This is a genomic window from Geodermatophilus sp. URMC 60 (genome assembly GCF_053502585.1).
Window position 1 is genome coordinate 2296137 of record NZ_CP199958.1, and the last position, 17267, is coordinate 2313403.

Annotated in this window: 16 protein-coding genes; 3 read left to right on the forward strand and 13 right to left on the reverse strand. The window is 75.5% G+C overall.

What is annotated here, in order from left to right; all coding sequences use genetic code 11:
• Positions 1-38: 38 nt before the first annotated feature.
• The 5 genes from ACWIX3_RS11090 to ACWIX3_RS11110 form a co-directional block, all read right to left on the reverse strand.
• Positions 39-1184: a glycerate kinase gene (locus tag ACWIX3_RS11090; protein WP_448612126.1), complete on the reverse strand. Its 1146-nt coding sequence runs from the start codon at positions 1182-1184 to the stop codon at positions 39-41.
• Between the two features lie 12 nt (positions 1185-1196).
• Entirely contained in the window at positions 1197-2210 is a 1014-nt protein-coding gene (locus ACWIX3_RS11095) for an NADPH:quinone reductase (protein WP_448612127.1), read from the reverse strand.
• A 225-nt stretch (positions 2211-2435) separates the two neighbouring features.
• On the reverse strand, positions 2436-3035 hold the full coding sequence (locus tag ACWIX3_RS11100) for a peptidoglycan-binding domain-containing protein (RefSeq protein ID WP_448612128.1): 600 nt from the start codon (positions 3033-3035) through the stop codon (positions 2436-2438).
• A 486-nt stretch (positions 3036-3521) separates the two neighbouring features.
• Positions 3522-3917 carry a VOC family protein gene (locus ACWIX3_RS11105; protein ID WP_448612129.1) on the reverse strand — a complete coding sequence of 132 codons (396 nt, stop codon included), beginning with the start codon at positions 3915-3917 and terminating at the stop codon, positions 3522-3524.
• Between the two features lie 36 nt (positions 3918-3953).
• A complete protein-coding gene (locus ACWIX3_RS11110) occupies positions 3954-4532 on the reverse strand; it encodes a hypothetical protein (protein ID WP_448612130.1) in 579 nt (192 codons plus the stop codon).
• Positions 4533-4643: 111 nt separating this feature from the next.
• On the opposite strand from ACWIX3_RS11110, the gene ACWIX3_RS11115 reads away from it, so the two are divergent.
• A complete protein-coding gene (locus ACWIX3_RS11115; protein WP_448612131.1) occupies positions 4644-5489 on the forward strand; it encodes an ATP-grasp fold amidoligase family protein in 846 nt (281 codons plus the stop codon).
• Between the two features lie 115 nt (positions 5490-5604).
• On the opposite strand, the gene ACWIX3_RS11120 is transcribed toward ACWIX3_RS11115, so the two are convergent.
• Positions 5605-8208, reverse strand: a complete 2604-nt coding sequence (locus ACWIX3_RS11120) for a bifunctional FO biosynthesis protein CofGH (RefSeq protein WP_448612132.1) — start codon at positions 8206-8208, stop codon at positions 5605-5607.
• 293 nt (positions 8209-8501) lie between these two features.
• Between ACWIX3_RS11120 and ACWIX3_RS11125 the strand changes: the two genes are divergently transcribed.
• Positions 8502-9284 carry a DUF899 domain-containing protein gene (locus ACWIX3_RS11125; protein WP_448612133.1) on the forward strand — a complete coding sequence of 261 codons (783 nt, stop codon included), beginning with the start codon at positions 8502-8504 and terminating at the stop codon, positions 9282-9284.
• A gap of 220 nt (positions 9285-9504) precedes the next feature.
• Here ACWIX3_RS11125 and ACWIX3_RS11130 read toward each other — a convergent pair whose 3' ends face one another.
• The 6 genes from ACWIX3_RS11130 to ACWIX3_RS11155 form a co-directional block, all read right to left on the reverse strand.
• Positions 9505-10362 carry an ABC transporter permease gene (locus ACWIX3_RS11130; protein ID WP_448612134.1) on the reverse strand — a complete coding sequence of 286 codons (858 nt, stop codon included), beginning with the start codon at positions 10360-10362 and terminating at the stop codon, positions 9505-9507.
• Complete coding sequence (locus ACWIX3_RS11135; RefSeq protein ID WP_448612135.1) at positions 10359-11360, reverse strand: ABC transporter ATP-binding protein; 1002 nt, start codon at positions 11358-11360, stop codon at positions 10359-10361. The genes ACWIX3_RS11130 and ACWIX3_RS11135 overlap by 4 nt, the downstream gene beginning before the upstream one ends.
• Entirely contained in the window at positions 11360-12433 is a 1074-nt protein-coding gene (locus ACWIX3_RS11140) for a hypothetical protein (protein WP_448612136.1), read from the reverse strand. The genes ACWIX3_RS11135 and ACWIX3_RS11140 overlap by 1 nt, the downstream gene beginning before the upstream one ends.
• On the reverse strand, positions 12417-13037 hold the full coding sequence (locus ACWIX3_RS11145) for an RNA polymerase sigma factor (protein WP_448612137.1): 621 nt from the start codon (positions 13035-13037) through the stop codon (positions 12417-12419). The genes ACWIX3_RS11140 and ACWIX3_RS11145 overlap by 17 nt, the downstream gene beginning before the upstream one ends.
• A gap of 69 nt (positions 13038-13106) precedes the next feature.
• Entirely contained in the window at positions 13107-13619 is a 513-nt protein-coding gene (locus ACWIX3_RS11150) for a flavin reductase family protein (protein WP_448612138.1), read from the reverse strand.
• 228 nt (positions 13620-13847) lie between these two features.
• Positions 13848-14378 carry an NUDIX domain-containing protein gene (locus ACWIX3_RS11155; protein WP_448612139.1) on the reverse strand — a complete coding sequence of 177 codons (531 nt, stop codon included), beginning with the start codon at positions 14376-14378 and terminating at the stop codon, positions 13848-13850.
• 142 nt (positions 14379-14520) lie between these two features.
• Between ACWIX3_RS11155 and ACWIX3_RS11160 the strand changes: the two genes are divergently transcribed.
• On the forward strand, positions 14521-15315 hold the full coding sequence (locus tag ACWIX3_RS11160; protein WP_448612140.1) for an SGNH/GDSL hydrolase family protein: 795 nt from the start codon (positions 14521-14523) through the stop codon (positions 15313-15315).
• 25 nt (positions 15316-15340) lie between these two features.
• Here ACWIX3_RS11160 and ACWIX3_RS11165 read toward each other — a convergent pair whose 3' ends face one another.
• Complete coding sequence (locus tag ACWIX3_RS11165; protein WP_448612141.1) at positions 15341-17266, reverse strand: putative bifunctional diguanylate cyclase/phosphodiesterase; 1926 nt, start codon at positions 17264-17266, stop codon at positions 15341-15343.
• Between the last annotated feature and the right edge of the window lies 1 nt (position 17267).

Below are 17267 nucleotides of genomic sequence, written 5' to 3' on the forward strand. Positions count from 1 at the left end.
GCGCGGCCTCGGCGCGGCAGCACGTCCCGAGCCTCCCGTCAGGGAGAGGCCGCACCCGGGGTCGACAGGTGCTCGGCGGCGATCCGCTGCGCCAGCCGCTCCAGCAGTGGGCCGGCCTCGGCCATGCAGCGCTCGGGGTCCGGCTCGAGGTCGGTGAGCGCGGCGGCGGCGTCGATGCCGGCCTCCTGCAGGGTCGCGTCGTCCAGGTCGCGGCGCCCGCAGACAGCGACCACCGATCGCACGCCGGCCGCCCGGGCCCGCCGGGCGACGCCGACCGGCGCCTTGCCGCGCAGGCTCTGCTCGTCCAGCGACCCCTCACCGACGACGACCAGGTCGGCGTCGGCCACCAGCCGGTCGAAGCCGAGCAGGTCCAGCAGCAGGTCGATGCCCGGCCGCAGCTGTGCCCCGAGGACGGCGAGCGCCGCGAACCCGACCCCACCGGCTGCGCCCGCGCCAGGCTCGTCGCGCAGGTCCCGGCCGGTGGCCTCGGCGACCGCGTCGGCCAGCCCGGCCAGGCAGCGGTCGAGGTGGGCGACGTCGTCGGGGTCGGCGCCCTTCTGCGGGCCGTAGACCGCCGCGGCGCCCGAGGGGCCGGTGAGCGGGTTGTCCACGTCGCAGGCGACGACGACCTCGGCCCCCTGCAGCGCGGCGGCGACCCCGCTGACGTCCACCCGCGCCAGCCGTTCCAGTCCCGCGCCGCCGGGCGGGACCGGTGCGCCGTCCGCGTCGAGCAGCCGCGCGCCGAGGGCCTGCAGCAGCCCGGCGCCGCCGTCGGTGGTCGCGCTCCCGCCGATGCCCAGGACGACCCGGCGGGCGCCGGCGGCCAGTGCCGCGGCGACGACCTCGCCGGTGCCCCGGCTGGTGGCGGTGCGGGGCGCGAACCGGCCTCCGGGCAGCCGACCGAGCCCCGAGACGTCGGCCATCTCGACGACGGCGACGTCGCCGAGCCGGGCGTAGGCCGTCCCCACCGCCTCGCCGGTGGGGCCGGACGCGGTGACCGGGACCGCCTCGTACCCCGCGGCCAGCGCGGCGGCGAGCGTGCCGTCACCGCCGTCGGCGACGGGCAGCCGGTTCACGTCGACGTCCGGCCGTCCGGCGGTGAGACCGCGCGCGACCGCGTCGGCCACCTCGGTTGCGGTCAGCGATCCCTTGAACTTGTCCGGGGCGACGAGGACGCGAGGCACGCCGCGATCCTGTCAGGCCGTCACGTCGACCAGCACCTTGCCGACGGCGCCGTCCTCCACCGCGCGGTGCGCCTGCGCGGTCTCCGCCAGCGGGAAGACGTGCAGCGGCAGGCCGGCGTCCTCGCCGACCCGCACCGCGCCGTCCAGGACCGCGGCGTTGACGTCCTCCACGGCGATCGCCTTGGCGCGCTCGGGCTCGGTGTAGACGAGGACGAACTGCCAGCGCGCGTTGGGGACCATCTGCGCGCGGACCGGCACGGTGACCTCCGCGCCGCCGTCGTCGGCGTACATCGCGACCGCCCCGTGCAGGCCGATCACCTGCGCGTCGACGGCGGCGTTGGTCGCGGCGGACACCTCGACGATGGCGTCCACGCCCTTCGGGGCGACCTTGCGGACCTCGCGGACGACGTCCTGCTCGCGGTAGTCGACGACGTGGGAGGCCCCGGCCGCGGCGGCCAGCTGGGCCTTGCGCGGGCTGCTGACCGTGGCGATCACCGTGGCGTCGGCCCAGCGGGCCAGCTGGATCGCGGCGTTGCCCACCGCGCCGGCGCCGCCCTGCACGAGGACGGTGCGGCCGGTCAGCGCCCCGGGGCCGAGCCGGTCGGGCAGGGACTCGGCGACGGTCAGGCAGCGGTGCGCGGTGAGGAACGGGATGCCCAGCGCCGCGCCGAGCTCGAAGGACGGCTCGGCGCCGAGCAGCACGACCTGCCGCGCCGGGACGACGGTGTACTCGGCCGCCGTCCCGTGCGGGCGCTGCCAGGCGGCCTCCCACACCCACACCCGCTCGCCGACCAGCACCGGGTCGACGCCCTCGCCGACGGCGTCGACGGTGCCGGAGCCGTCCTGGTCGGGCACCTGGCCGTCGGCGCCGGGCGGGTTCGTGCGCCGGGACTTCCAGTCGGTCGGGTTGACGCCGGAGAAGGCCAGCCGCACCCGCACCTCGCCCGGGCCGGGTTCGAGGTCGGGGCGCTCGACCAGCTGCAGGACGTCGGGGTCGCCGTTCTCGGTGTAGACGATGGCTCGCACGGTTCCGTCCTACCCGGTACCGCCGCGGCATGCGCGGACGGTCTGGTGCTGCAACGGCCTGGTACCGAAACTACCTGGCACCGTAACGGCCTGGTCCTGCAACGGCCCTGCAGAGCGTCGATCCTCTGAGGTGCGGGAACGGCGTGCGCCGTCCGAGTCCACAACGGCCCCCTGAGCCCTGAGCTGCTGTCGTCGCGCCGGCCACTGGCACGCGTCGTGGCGGTATTAGAACCCCAGGGCCCGCCAGGTGGCAGGCTCGACGACGCCGTCGGCCACCAGCCCGGCACGCCCCTGGAGATACCGCACCCGAGCGTCCGTCCTCGGACCGAAGTCACCGTCGACGGCCAGTGCCGGGAGGCTCGGGTACCAGCGATCCAGTGCCTCCTGGAGGCTCCTCACCGCATCCCCGCTGCTCCCCAGCCGCAGCACCGGCATGGGGGGCGGAGCTGGGGGCGGAGGTGTGCCGCCCTGCATGACCTCGTTGAGCCGGTCCACGGTCAGCCCACCGTTCGCGGCCCACCACATCAACTCGACGTGCCCGTGATCGGTGTGCGGTGAGGACCCGGAGTACGGACGCCAGTCCGGGGCGATCGACGACCAGATGCGCCGGTCGTGGATGACGCACTGGAGACCGAGCTCCTGGGAGTTGAGGCGGAAGGTGTCCATCACCCCCCAGGACCAGGTGTTCCCGACCGGTGTCCCCAGGTCGGCGGCCCGGCCCTCCGCATGGAGGCTGAGCACAGCTCCGCCACTCACCGGACGACAGTTGTAGATGCCGAGGTTCGTCGCGCCGCGGTTCCCGTAGGCGCCGAGCCACCAGGACATCAGGTTCCGTGCGCCCTGCGTGGGACCTCCGGTGCAACTCCGTGCACCCTGGTATCCCCCGATCTGGATGGTCACCGACCGGCGTCTCCCGGTGCGGGCACCGCATGTGACGCCGGCTCGACGTAGTCCGGGTCCTCCGGGTCATCGATGGGTCCAGAGACGGGTTCGGCACCTCCATCATCGGCTCCGAGGGCCATCTGCGGGTCGACCTCGAGCTCGTTCGGTAGACCGGGGTCACGGTCCGACACGAGGCACCTCCTTGCTCTCGTCGGGAACACGGTCCCCTGCGGGTGACCTCGTCAGGGCCCACCCGGGTGACCGGGCAGTTCAGCATCCGCGCTGCGCACTCTGCCCGCGTCGGCCGGTGGTTGACCACGGCTGGTCGCCGCCTTCCCGGCTCGGCGAGCCGGCCCTCGGGCCGGCCATCACGAGGAGGTCCGCACGGCGCTACCCGACGTGCAGGCGAGGACGTGCTCGGTTGCAGTACTAGGGCAGGTTGAGCTGCCAGGAGACCCCGAAGCGGTCGTTGACCCAGCCGAACCGGCGGCTGAAGCCGTGGTCGCCGAGCTCCATCAGGACGGCGCCGCCCTCGGACAGGCCCGCGAACAGCCGCTCGAGCTCCTCCTCCGACCTCGTCTCGACGAAGATCGAGAAGGACGGCGTGAAGGTGAAGTCGTGGACCGGCGGGCTGTCGAAGCAGCGGAACACCTGGCCCGCGATGGAGAAGGTGGCGCCCTGCACCGTGCCCTCGGCACCGGGGCCGTCCGCTCCCCACCGGGTGAGGTCCACGACGCGCGCGTCGTCGAACAGCGACGTGTAGAGGTCGAGCGCCGGCCCCGCGTCGCCCTGGAACATGAGGAAGGGGATCACCTGCTGCGGCATGCCGGTCACCGTAGGGGGAGCCACTGACGGGAGCGCTCAGCCCAGCCGGTCGGCGACCGCCGCCAGGTGGTCGTCGATGACCGGCCCGACGTCGTCGCCGCCCTCCGCGGTGAGGACGACGAGCACGACCACCTCCTCGGAGTGCACCAGCCGGGTCTCGCCGACTGCCGGGTCCGGTCCGCGGACCTCGCTGCGGATCCTGACGCCGGTCCACCCCGACCCCGTCCAGTCGTCCACCGACCGGGCGGTCCAGGCACCCGGGTCGGCGTCCGTGGACGGCGGCGCCGACGCGCAGTCCGGTGCCTCCATCCCGGCCTGGTCGAGGATCGCCTCCGCCACCATCGGAGCCGACGTGGCCCAGGCGTAGGCGTGCAGGGTCATCCCCTCAGCGGCGTGGCCGACGGCCACCGGCTCCCCGAGCCCTGGGTCCAGGCGGGGTGCCCGGGTGCCCGGCACCGTCGTGCAGAGCTGCCAGGGTGGCGGGGGCGGGTCGACCGGCCGCAGACCGGGGACCGGCACCGACAGCGCGGCCTCGAGATCGGGCGGCCCGCCGGGGGAGGCGGTTCCCTCCACGGTCACCGTGCAGGCAGTCAACCCGAGGGCGACCGCCGCCACGACCCAGCCTCCGGTCGCCGTCCGCACCGTCGTCCGGTACCCCGCGACCAGGGGGCACGCGGACCGCGGCGTGCGGTTGCCGGTCGCCGTCCCGGCTGTTGGGGTTGGGAGGTGCTCGTCCCGCGCTCCGGCGCCCTGCCCGCGCCGGTGCGCCGGACCCTGCTCTACCGGCAGGCGACCGGGCACCTGCCGCCGCTGCTGCGGCCGCGCACCTTCACCGAGAAGCTGAACTGGCGGATCACGTTCGACCGGCGCGACCTGCTCGCGCCCACCTGCGACAAGTTGGCGATGAAGGAGCACGCCGGCACGGTCGCACCGGGCCTGGTGCGCGTCCCGGAGACCCTCTGGGCCGGCACCGACGTCGGCGAGCTGGCGGACGTCGACCTGCCCGGCCACTGGGTGCTCAAGCCCAACCACTCCTGCATCCGGCGGCTGTTCGGCCGCGGGCCCGCCGACGTGGCCGAGCTGCGCCGGCGCACCGCGGGCTGGGTGGGGGAGCGGTACTGGCGCAAGAGCGAGGAGTGGGCCTACCGGCGGGCGCGGCCGTGCCTGCTGGTCGAGGAGTTCGTCGGCGTCCCGGGCGTGGTGCCGGCCGACCTCAAGGTGCTCGTCGTCGGCGGGGAACCCCGGCTGGTCGAGCTGCACACCGGCCGGGGCGACGACCACCGGATCCGGCTCTACGCGCCGGAGTGGGAGCCGCTGCCCTGGACGATCGGCTTCCGGCCCGGTCCCGATGCCGACCCTCCCGAGCGGCTCGACGACCTGCTCAAGGCGGCGACCGCGCTCGCCGACGGCTTCGACATGCTGCGCGTCGACTTCTACGAGGTGGACGGCGAGCTGTGGTTCGGCGAGCTCACCCCGTACCCGGGCGCGGGTCTCTCACCGGTGGAACCCGACCTCGACGCCCGGCTGGGCGCGGCCTGGACCCTGCCGCCGCTCCGGTACGCCCGAGGCTGACCCGGCCCCCTCCAGGGGTCCGCCCTGGGCCTGTGGAGGGTGGAACGCGGACCCCCTCGCCCCCACCGCTCGCGAGCTCGCGGTGGGACCCTGCAAGGGAGCCAGGGGTCCCTCCTCAGACCGGGGTGATCGACAGGTCGAGCGCGCGACGGCCCTCCTCGGACCGGGCGGTCGCCAGGCGCTCCGCCGACGGGGTGCCGTACTCCGTCGTCCGCTGCCGGGCCGGGCGGCCGATCGCGGCGGCCACGGCCTCCAGCTCGGCGATGGTCTTCAGCGAGCCGTTCTGGCTGCCGGCCATCCGGCTGATCGTCTCCTCCATCAGCGTGCCGCCGAGGTCGTTGGCCCCGCCTTGCAGCACCGCCTGCGTGCCGACGTCCCCGAGCTTGACCCACGACGTCTGGACGTTCGGGATCCGGCCGTGCAGCAGCAGCCGGGCGACGGCGTGCACCGCCCGGTTCTCCCGCACCGTCGGCCCCGGGCGGGCGACACCGGCGAGGTAGATCGGCGAGCTGTGGTGCACGAAGGGCAGCAGCACGAACTCGGTGAAGCCACCGGTCTCGTCCTGCACCCGCGCCAGCGTGCGCAGGTGCGCCACCCAGTGGGCGGGGGTGTCGACGTGGCCGTACATCATCGTCGACGTCGTCGGGATCCCCACCCGGTGCGCCGTCGTGATGATCTCCAGCCAGGTCGCCGTCGGCAGCTTGCCCTTGGTCAGCACCCAGCGGACGTCGTCGTCGAGGATCTCCGCCGCCGTCCCCGGGACGGAGTCGAGGCCGGCCTCCTTCGCGGCGGTCAGGAAGTCGGCGAACGACAGCCCGGTGCGGGCCGCGCCGTTGACGATCTCCATGGGGGAGAAGGCGTGCAGGTGGATGCCCGGCTGCCGCTGCTTCACCTCCCGGGCCAGGTCGAGGTACGCCGTGCCGGGCAGGTCGGGGTGGATGCCGCCCTGCATGCAGATCTCGGTCGCCCCGGCGGCCCACGCCCGGTCCACGCGCGTGCCGACCTCCTCGAGGGAGAGCGTGTACGCGTCGGCGTCGGTGCGCCGTTGGGCGAACGCGCAGAACCGGCAGCCGGTGTAGCAGACGTTGGTGAAGTTGATGTTCCGGTTCACGACGTAGGTGACGTCGTCCCCGTTGACGTCCCGGCGGACGGCGTCGGCCAGCTCGCACAGCGCACCGAGGTCCGGGCCGTCCGCGCCGAGCAGCGCCAGGTACTCGGCGTCCGAGAGCCCGGCCGGGTCGGTCTCGGCGTGCCGCAGCGCGGCGTGCACCGCCGGATCCCCGGCGGCCAGCGCGGTCGAGTGTCCGTCGCGGGCGCTCTCGGTGCGGGAACGCAGCTCGGCCCAGTCGCCGTAGACGGCGTCGAAGTCGCTGCGCCGGTCGCCGGTGCGCCCCGTGGTGTCGACCTCCACGTGCAGGTCGGTGCGCCCGGACGACGTCCACGCCTCGTCGGGCTCCTGCCACGGCAGCCCGGCCGGCTCGCGGCCCTCCACCGCCAGTCCGTCGGGGCCGGCCAGCGCCGCGACGTGCGGTCGCACCCGCGGGTCCAGCCACGGCTCGGGGGAGAGCACGTACGGCGGTTGCGCGGCCAGCCGCTCGCGCAGCTCGTACCCGGCCTCGGCCGACAGCGCGGCCAGCTTGTCGGTGTTGGGCCACGGTCGTTCGGGGTTGACGTGGTCGGGCGTCAGCGGCGAGACGCCGCCCCAGTCGTCGACGCCGGCGCGCAGCAGCAGGCCGAGCTCGGTGGAGTCCGACAGGTTCGGCGGCGCCTGCACCCGCGCCCTGGGGCCGAGCAGCAGCCGGGTGACGGCGACCGCGGCGACGTACTCCTGCAGCGCCAGGTCGTCGTGCGCGGCCATCGCCGTGCGGGGCTTGGCCCGGAAGTTCTGGACGATGACCTCCTGCACGTGCCCGTGCCGCCCTGCTGAGGCCCGGATCCGCAGGACGGCGTCCACCCGCTCGGCGGAGTTCTCGCCGATGCCCAGCAGCACGCCGGTGGTGAAGGGGACGGCGGAGCGGCCGGCGTCCTCGAGCACGCGCAGCCGGACGGCGGGCTCCTTGTCCGGGGAGCCGAAGTGCGGGCCGCCGGGCTCCGACCACAGCCGGGTGGCGGTGGTCTCGAGCATCATCCCCATCGAGGCGGAGACGGGCTTGAGCCGCTGGATCTCCTCCCAGCTCAGCACCCCGGGGTTGAGGTGCGGCAGCAGCCCGGTCTCCTCCAGCACCCGGATCGCCATCGCGCGCAGATAGGCCAGGGTGGAGTCGAAGCCGTGCGCCTCCAGCCACTCGGCCGCGACCGGCCAGCGGTCCTCCGGGCGGTCGCCGAGGGTGAACAGCGCCTCCTTGCAGCCCAGCGCGGCGCCGGCCCGGGCGATGTCGAGCACCTCGTCGGGGGAGAGGTACGGCGCCTTGCCGTCCTTCCGCAACTGCCCGGGCGTGGTCACGAACGTGCAGTAGTGGCAGCGGTCGCGGCACAGGTGGGTGAGCGGGATGAACACCTTGCGGCTGTAGGTGACGACGCCGGGCCGCCCGGCCGAGGCCAGGCCCGCGTCGCGGACCCGGCCGGCCGCGGTGAGCAGCCGGTCCAGCGGCTCGCCCTGGCCGAGTCCGCGGGCGTGCAGCAGCGTCTCGGCCTCGACGGCGTCCAGGGTCACCCCGCGCTCGGCACGGGTCAGTGCACGGCGGACGGCGGACTCCGACGGGTTCAGCGGCTCGGTCATCGCACCCGACGCTAGTTGACGGACCCCCTCACCCCCACTGCTCGCACCCCCGCGGCGGGACCCGGCACAGGGGCCGGTCGGGACGGGGCCGCGGCGGGACCGTGCAGGGGCGTGGGGAGGACGGGGTCCTCTGGGAGCGCGTCCGTGGACTCGTCGGCCCGACGTGGTCCGTGCCCGCCCGGCCGAGGGCGCCCCCTGCCGCGATGAGTTCCGGCCGGGTCGCGGGTCTGTCCTGGTGACCGTCGCAGGACGTCGTACGACGCCGCCCGGCACGAGACGCCACGGAGGACGCCATGACGACCACGCCGAGTACCCCGACCACCGCGCTGCCCGGCCGCCCGCCCGTCGTCGACCTGGCCACCTGGCAGGCCGCCCGGAACGAGCTCCTGGTCCGCGAGAAGGCCCACACCCGCGAGGGTGACGCCCTCGCCGCGGCCCGCCGCCGGCTGCCGATGGTGGAGCTCGACGGGACGGTCGAGGTCGTCGGACCCGACGGCCCGGTCCCGTTCCTGGCCTTGTTCCAGGGCCGCGACGAGCTCGTGGTCTACAAGCACATGTGGTACGACGGCGCGCCGCACCAGGGGCAGTGCGAAGGCTGCACCACCACGGCCTGGCACCTGAAGGACGCCGTCTACCTCAACGCCCGCGGCGTCTCCTTCGCCATCCTGACCACGGGCCGGTGGGACGAGGTGGCCTCCTACGTCGAGTTCATGGGCTACACCCAGCCCTGGTACTCGGTGCGCGACGTGGACGCGCCGGTCGGCGACAGCATGGGTTCCATCACCTGCTTCCTGCGCGACGGCGACCGCGTGTTCCTCACCTACTCCACGACGGGACGTGGCAACGAGCCGGTCAACGGGTCCTTCGGCCTGCTCGACATGACGCCCTACGGCCGCGGCGAGGCGTGGGAGGACGACCCCGAGGGCTGGCCCGAGGGGCGCCAGGCTTGCTGGTACTGGCGCTCGGACGCCGACGGGAACGCCACCTGGGGCCCGACCAGCCGCCCGGTGCCGCAGTGGACCCGCCCCGGCGCGACCCCCGTGGACACCCTCGGCCGGCACGGCCACCACCACTGACTCGCCTTCGTCGACGGCATCGGCGGAGGTGCCAGGTGCCGGGCGGACCTCCGGACGATGCGGGGTCCGCCCGTGCGCTCGGTCGGCGGGTGTCCGCCCGAGGTGTTCTCGGGACCTGGCCGTGGCGATCGTCGAGCGCCCCGACGGGGCCATGACCCGGCCCGCCGCGACCTGGCAGCTCAGCAACCGCCTCACCCGCCGGTCAGTTCACGGACCTCTCTCAGAGGTCGCGGCGCGAGAAGGCGAGCGCGGCCAACCCCCAGACCATCGCCACCCACACGACCGACCACGCCAGGTACGCCGCGGTGAGCGGGGCCTCGCTGAGGAAGGGGAACCCCTCCATCTCGACGCCGAACTGGGTGAGCGCGGACGGGTCCTGGAGCGAGTGCATCGCCCCGCGCCAGAGCCCGTCGGTGGGCAGCAGGATGCGCGACACCGTGCCGACCCGGGCGACGCCGTCGTTGCCGAGCGCCTGCCCGATGCCGCCGACGACGCCGGCGATCCAGGTCGCGCCGAACAGCCCGACGGCCACCACCCCGGACGCCATCGGGGACACGACGGTCGACAGCAGCAGGCCCAGGGTCAGCAGCACCGTGGTCTGCCCGGCCAGCAACGCGAGCGCGCCCACGATGTCCGGCGGCCAGTAGCCGACGGTCAGCTCGACGACGAGGCACTGCGCCAGGCCGGCGAGGACGACGAAGCCGCTGCCGAAGGCCACCAGCCCCAGCCACTTGCCGAGCAGCACCGTGGAGCGGCGCACCGGCCGGGCGAGCATCGTGAGGGAGATGCCGCTCTCCACCTCGCCGGAGAGGGTGGGGCCCGCGAGGAACGCCGTCCCCAGTGCCGCGATCAGGCTCATCCCGAACATGACGAGGTTGAGCAGCTGCGAGGCCACCAGCCGCGCCTGGCCGCTGGTCATCGTCCCGAACTCGGTCTCGACCCCCGCCAGCCGCGAGAAGCCCCAGCCACTCAGGGACAGCAGCGCGACGGTCAGGGCGGCGAGCGCCCACAGCACCCGCCGCCGGGAGGCCTCGCGCAGGGTGAGCCCCGCGATGGTGAGGACGGTCCGCGCGGTCACGACCGGTCCTCGGCCCCGGCCCGCAGGATGCCGAGCAGCCGCTCCTCCAGGCTGATCCGCGCCGGCTCCACCGCGTGCACCCGCACGCCGAGCGCCACCAGGTCGCCCACCAGGTCCGGCACGGTGACTCCGTCCTCCTCGGCCGGCAGCCCGACGGTGAACCACTCGCCCTCGCGCTCCACCGGCCCGGCGGCGGCCAGGCGCGCCTGTCCGTCGGGACCGACCCCGGTCAGGTGCAGCCGCACCTCGCGCCGGCCCAGCAGCTCGGCCAGCGTGCCGGAAGCGGCGACCCTGCCCCGGTCCAGGACGACCACGCGGTCGCACACCCGCTCCACCTCGCCGATGAGGTGCGAGTTCAGCAGCACCGCCACGCCGCGCTCCCGGAGCGAGAGGACCACGTCGCGCACGTCGGCCCGGCCGAGCGGGTCGAGGGCGCTGGTCGGCTCGTCGAGCACCACGAGCTCGGGGCGGGCCACCAGCGCCACGGCCAGGCCCAGCCGCTGCTGCATGCCCTTGGAGAAGCTCCCGACCCGGTCACCGGCGCGGCTGCCCAGCCCGACGAGCTCCAGGCAGCCGTGCCGCTCGTCCCGTGGGACGTCGGCACCGGCCAGCCGGACGTGCAGCTCGAGCACCTCCGCCGCGGTCAGCCAGGGCTGGTAGCGGAACAGCTCGGGCAGGTAGCCCACCCGGGCACGGGCGGCCGGGTCGCTGCCGGGCCGGCCGAGCACCATCACCTCGCCGGCGTCGGGACGGACCAGCCCCAGCAGCATCTTGATGACCGTGGTCTTGCCTGCCCCGTTCGGTCCGAGCAGGCCGACCACCTCACCGCGGCCCACCGCGAGCGAGACGCCGTCCACCGCCGTGCGCCGTCCGTACCGCTTGCGCAGGCCGTCGCACCACAGGGCCGGGGCCGGCGGCAGGTCGCGGACCAGCTGCGCCGCGGCCCGGACGGCGGCGTCGCCGGGTCCGGCGACCGCGGGCGCGTCGGCCGTGCTCATCACAGGTCCCCGGCCACGTCCAGCACCTCGTCGGCGCCGAGTGCGCCACCGACGAGGGTGACGACGCCCTCGTCGACCCAGACCACGGCGGCCAGGGCCTGATCGCGGGACTCGAGCACGGTGGCGGGCACACCGCCGACCTCCGCCGTGGAGGTCTCCACCAGGTCGGCCGGCACCGGGATCGGCAGGGTCGACCCGTCGGCGGTGAAGGTGCGCAGCTGGGCCGCCAGGTCGTCGGGCAGGCCCGGCAGCGACAGCAGGAAGTCGCGGACGGTCTCGAAGGGGACGCCGGACGAGGACGCCGACGGCGCGACCGCACGGCCGACGACCAGGGTGGGCATCCCGGAGGCCTGCGACCACACCGCCGCGACTCCCGGACCGGCGGTGAGCCGCACCCGGCTGCCGTCGAGGCCCGCGGGCACGGGCGGCAGGGGCTCCCCCGATGCCGCCGCGGCCTCGGCCGCCTTGGCGGCGGAGAACGTGAAGACGCCGCTCAGCTCGCCGACCGCCTGGTACGTGGGTTCGCCCTCCACGCCCACCGGCAGGGCGTCCACCTCGGGGACGTCCAGGCCGGTCTCGGCGCGGGCGGCCGCGGCGTCGGGAACGGCGTGCGGACCGTCGTCGCCGGTCAGCTCGACGTCGCCGTAGGCGGTGAGGTCGGGCAGCGCGACGAGGTCGGCGGTGCTGACCTCGAGCGGGGCGACCTGCTCGGTGCGGAAGATGGGCAGCCAGTCGTTCGCCGCGGCGACACCGGCGCCGGAGAGGACGACGACGAAGGCGAGCGCCGCGGCCACCGGGCGGTGCAGCAGTCCGCTGCGCCGCCGGGGAGCCGGCGCCGGTGTCGCGGCCCGGGCGGGCAGCGCGGAGGACAGGCGCGCCCAAGCGGTCGCGGGGTCGGTGTGCCCGGCGCCCTCGGAGCGCAGCGCGGCCCCCACGGCAGCGGCGTCCTCGCGGGCGGCGGCCAGGCCGACGAGGCACACGGGGCAGTCGGCGACGTGCTGCCGGTCGGCGTCGGAGACCCCGGCCGGTTCGTCGACGAGGCGGCGCAGCACGCCCTCAGTCGGATGACGCATGGCGATCCAGCTCCTTCCGCAGCGCGGACTCGGCGCGCCGCACGGTCGTGCCGACGCTCCCGGGGGACAGGTCGAGGGCCGCCGCGACGTCGGCGTAGCCCATGCCGCTGTGCCGCAGCACGAGGGCCACGGCCTGTCTGCGGGGCAGCCGGGCGAGCGCGGCCCGCACCCGGCGGCGTTCCTCGAGGGTCACGACGGCGTCGGCCACGTCGGGCGCCACGACGTCGTCCGCCGCGGCGGCGGTCTCCTCCCGGGAGGCACGGCGGCGTCCCGAGCGGAGCAGGTTCAGCGCGGTGTGGGCCGCGGCGACCGAGAGCCAGCCGCGGGCCTCGCCGGCCGGCACCGACGAGCGGGCGAAGGACAGGAACACGTCCTGCGCGACGTCCTCGGCGGAGTCCCGCGACCCCAGCACCCGGGCGGCCACGCCGACCACCCGCGGGTACTCCTGGCGGAACACCTCGCCGAGGTCGGCGCGCACGGCCACGGGAACCGCCCGCGGAGCCGCCACGCCGTCGGTCCCCCCGATCCCGCCCGTCGCGCTGCGCTGCCCCGCACCCGGGAGGGCCAGGGCGGCCTCGGGTCGCGGGTGTCGAACGAGCTCCATGTCCCTACAGCACCGCCCGGGGCCCAGATGTGACATCCGTGGCCGCAGTGTGCCGGAGGGAGCGGGGGATCAAGCGCGTCCGGCGGGCTCACCGGTCGCGTCGACGTAGCGGCCGCGCAGTCGCAGCAGCGGGGCGCCACCTCCGGCGAGCACGGGGACGCCGGTGACCTCCAGCAGCGCGAGCACGTGGTCGCCGGCCTCGACCAGCCGCTCCAGCCGGCAGTCCAGCGCGGCCAGCCCGCCCTCCAGCACGATCCCCCCGCTGTCCTCCGCCCGCCGCCACGGGACCGACTCCAGCAGGTGCCGCGCGCTGGGCCGGCCGGCGGAGGAGAACCGGCTCGCCACGATCGCGTGCTCGGCGGCCAGCACGGTCACCGCGCACCGCCCCACCTCCTCGAGCACCTCGGCCGGGTAGCCGCCCGCGGAGAGGCCGACGGCGACCAGCGGCGGCTGGGCGGACACGCTCATGACCGAGGAGACCGTGGTGCCGACGTCGTCGATGTCGTCGCGGACGGTCAGCAGGCACACCCCGGCGGCGTACTGGCGCAGGGCCTCGGCGAACGAGGCGGGGTCGACCGGCATGGCGGCCAGTCGACCACACCGCGACCGGCCAGACGGGGGAGCACGGGCGCGTGGAGTCCGCGGCGCGACGCCCGATCGCCCGGATCGGGCTGGTCCTGCACCCCCGGCGGACGCCGGCCGCCGCGGTCGCCCGCGTCGCCGCCTGGACCGCCGGCCACGATGCGAGCTGGTCGAGCTGCTGCCCGACGACGTCCGCCGCCGCCGCGACGCGGCCGAGGACCCGCGGGGTCAGGAGGACCGGTCGAGCAGCAGCAGCCCGTAGGCGGCCATGCTCGGCCCGTCGGTGAACCGGCCGTCGCGGACCATCGCCCGCAGCTCGGCCTCGCTGACGAAGGCCGACCGCATGTCGGCCTCGGTCGCCTCCCGCGCGGTGGGTCCCTGGGTCAGCTCGGTGGCCAGCCAGACGTCGAACTCCTGGGTGGACAGCCCCGGCGCGAGGTCGAGGTGGCCGAGGTGCCGCAGCGACCCGGCGCGCAGGCCGGTCTCCTCGGCCAGCTCCGCGCGGGCCAGCTCCTCGGCCGATCCCTCCGACCCCGACGTCCAGGTGCCCTGCGGGAACTCCCAGGCCCGCCGGCCGACCGGGTGGCGGAACTGCTCGACCAGCCAGAAGCCGTCGCGCTCGGAGGGCAGCACCAGGGCGAAGTGCGGCTTCTCGACCACGCCGTAGATCCCGGTGCTGCCGTCGGCGCGTTCCACCACGTCCTCCCGCACCCGGATCCACGGGTTGCGGTAGACCTCCCTGCTGCCCGTCGTCCGCACGCGCCCATCCTGCAGGTAACAGGGCCCCGTCCTCCCCACCCCTCGCGGGCTCGGCGCGGTGCCCTGGACGGGGCCGGTCGGCGAGGTGGTCCTCTCCCGGGGCGGGCGGCTGTGTGCCCGGTCACCGTGCTGGAGTGGAGGCGTGCAGCTCGGACCCTCCCGCACCTCCTGGCGCCGCTACGTCGCCCTCGGCGACTCCTTCACCGAAGGGCTGGCCGACCCCGATCCGCAGCGCCCCGGCGAGTTCCGCGGCTGGGCCGACCGGCTGGCCGAGCACCTGGCGGCCGCGGCCGCCGGGGACGTGGAGTACGCCAACCTGGCCATCCGCGGCCGGCTGCTCGGCCAGGTGCTCGGCGAGCAGGTGCCGGTCGCGCTGGCCGCCGAGCCGGACCTGGTGAGCCTGGTGGCCGGCGGCAACGACCTGCTGCGCCCCGGCGCCGACCCCGACCGGCTGGCCGCGGACCTGGAGGACGCCGTCGCCCGCTTCCGCGCCGCGGGCGCCGACGTGCTGCTGGCGACCGGCGTGGACCCGCGGCAGACGCCGATCCTCCGGCGCACCCGCGGGCGGGTCGCGGTCTTCAACACCTCGCTGTGGTCGATGGCGGCCCGGCACGGCGCCGTCGTGCTCGACCAGTGGGGTGCCGGGTGGGTGCAGGACTGGCGGATGTGGGACAGCGACCGCATCCACCTCACGGCCGAGGGCCACCGGCGGACGGCGCTGGCCGCGGCGACCGCGCTGGGGCTGCGGGTGGCCGACGACTGGCGCACGCCGCTGCCGCCGCAGCCACCCCGCGCGCTGCGGACGGCGCTGGCCGAGGAGGCCGCGTGGGTGCGCGGCTTCGTCGCGCCGTGGATCGGCCGGCGGCTGCGCGGCCGGTCCTCGGGGGACGGCCGCGCCGCCAAGCGGCCGGTGCCGCTGGCGCTGCCGCGCGGCTGAACCACTCCGCGTCGGGAGCGCGCCCCTAGTCCGCGTCGAGCCGGCGGTCCTCGGTGGGCAGGCCCTCGGCGGTCAGCTCGTCGACCGTCATCGCCCGGGTGGTCGGCGGCTCGGGAGCGGGCACCGGCGGCAGCCCGGAGGTGACCAGGACCTCGCCGTCGAGCACGTCCTGCACGGTGACCTCGCCGGGCGGCAGGGTGCCGGTCAGGTCGACGTCCCCGGTGCTCGGCACGGTGGCGGGTAGCGGCGCCGGCCGGCCGAAGGCGTAGCCCTGGGCCATCTCGCAGCCGTGCTCGCGCAGCCAGTCGGCCTGGTCGAGGTCCTCGATGCCCTCGGCGATGACCTGCAGGCCCATGCCGATGCCCAGCTGGACCAGGCCCTGCACCAGCGCCGCGGTCGAGGGCTCGGTGACCACGTCGGCGACGAAGGACCGGTCGATCTTCACGGTGTGGATGGGCAGCCGGTGCAGCGCGGTGATCGCCGAGTAGCCGGTGCCGAAGTCGTCCAGCGCCAGGGTGACGCCGGCGTCGGTCACCTCGGAGACCGCCTGCAGCGTGGCATCTGCGGCGAACAGCGCCGTCGACTCGGTGATCTCCAGCTCCAGCCGCTCCGGCGGTAGGCCGGACTCGGCCAGCGCGTCGGTGACCAGCTCGGGGAAGCCGGGCTCGGCGAGGTGGCGGGCGGAGATGTTGACGTGCACACGCAGGCCGGCCGGCCAGCCGGCGGCGTCGAAGCAGGCCTGGCGGAGCACCCAGGCGCCCAGCCGGGAGGTGAGCCGGTTGTCCTCGGCCGCGGTGAGGAAGGCCCCCGGCGGCAGCAGCCCGCGGGTGGGGTGCTGCCAGCGGATGAGCGCCTCGTAGCCCAGCAGCGTCTCGTCGGCCAGCGACACGATCGGCTGGTAGAAGAGCCGCAGCTCGTCGGACTCCAGGGCGTTGCGCAGGTCGGCCTCCAGCTGCAGCTGGTCGACCTCGCTGTCGGACAGGCCGCCGTCGTGCACCTCGATGCGGGCGCGGCTGCCGTCGGCCTTCGCGCGGGTGAGCGCGGCGTGGGCCTGGCGCAACAGGTCGTCGGGGGCGACGTCGGTACCCAGGGTCAGGCCCACGCTGGCCGACAGCACGATCTCGCGCTTGCCGATGAGGAAGGGGTCGTCGAGCACGCCGAGCAGCCGGTCGGCCATGGTGCGCAGCCCGTCGAGGTCCTCGACGTCCTCGGCGAGGATGAGGAACTCGTCGCCGCCCAGCCGCACCGCGGTGTCCTCGGCGCGCGTGCTCCAGCGCAGCCGGTCGGCGACCTGGATGAGCAGCTGGTCGCCGGCCTCGTTGCCGAGGACGTCGTTGACCGCCTGGAACCGGTCGAGGTTCAGGTGCACCAGCCCGACCTGCAGCCCGCGGCGCCGGGAGAGGGCCAGGGCGTGGTTGAGCCGGTCGTTCAGTGCCCGCCGGTTGGGCAGGCCGGTCAGCGGGTCGGTGAAGGCCCGCCGGACCAGGTCCTCCTCGGCGCGGCGGCGGTCGGTGACGTCGACCAGCGAGAGGACGACGAACTGCGGCGCCCCGGCGCTGGTGTGGATCACCTCGTGCGACTGGGTGGCCCACAGCTCCGTGCCGTCGGCGCGGCGCAGCCGACGCTCGCCGTCCACGCGCAGCCACGGGTCCAGCGGACCGTCGGCGCTGTCGGGCACCGGGGCCTCGTCCGGGTGGGCGAGCAGGTCGACGTGCCGGCCGACCATGTCCTCGGGCGTGCGGCCGGTCATGGCGCACAGCGCGTCGTTGACCACGAGCAGGTGGCCGTCGAGGTCGACGAGGGCCTTGGGGATGGGGGCGGCGACGAACAGGGCGCGGAAGAGCTGCCCGCGGTCGGCCAGCAGGGTGTCGATCGCGCGGAGCCTCGAGCCGGCGGCGGCGCCGGCGGTCCCCTCCTGGGGACGCGACACGTCGGGGGCGCTCAGGTTCACC

Bases quoted from the DNA above. Each gene is read 5' to 3' on its own strand.
- ACWIX3_RS11100 (WP_448612128.1), bottom strand. From the start codon at position 3,035: ATGTCCTGGTGGCTCGGCGCCTACGGGAACCGCGGCGCGACGAACCTC.
- ACWIX3_RS11105 (WP_448612129.1), bottom strand. From the start codon at position 3,917: ATGCCGCAGCAGGTGATCCCCTTCCTCATGTTCCAGGGCGACGCGGGG.
- ACWIX3_RS11120 (WP_448612132.1), bottom strand. From the start codon at position 8,208: ATGACCGAGCCGCTGAACCCGTCGGAGTCCGCCGTCCGCCGTGCACTG.
- ACWIX3_RS11125 (WP_448612133.1), top strand. From the start codon at position 8,502: ATGACGACCACGCCGAGTACCCCGACCACCGCGCTGCCCGGCCGCCCG.
- ACWIX3_RS11135 (WP_448612135.1), bottom strand. From the start codon at position 11,360: ATGAGCACGGCCGACGCGCCCGCGGTCGCCGGACCCGGCGACGCCGCC.
- ACWIX3_RS11140 (WP_448612136.1), bottom strand. From the start codon at position 12,433: ATGCGTCATCCGACTGAGGGCGTGCTGCGCCGCCTCGTCGACGAACCG.
- ACWIX3_RS11145 (WP_448612137.1), bottom strand. From the start codon at position 13,037: ATGGAGCTCGTTCGACACCCGCGACCCGAGGCCGCCCTGGCCCTCCCG.
- ACWIX3_RS11150 (WP_448612138.1), bottom strand. From the start codon at position 13,619: ATGCCGGTCGACCCCGCCTCGTTCGCCGAGGCCCTGCGCCAGTACGCC.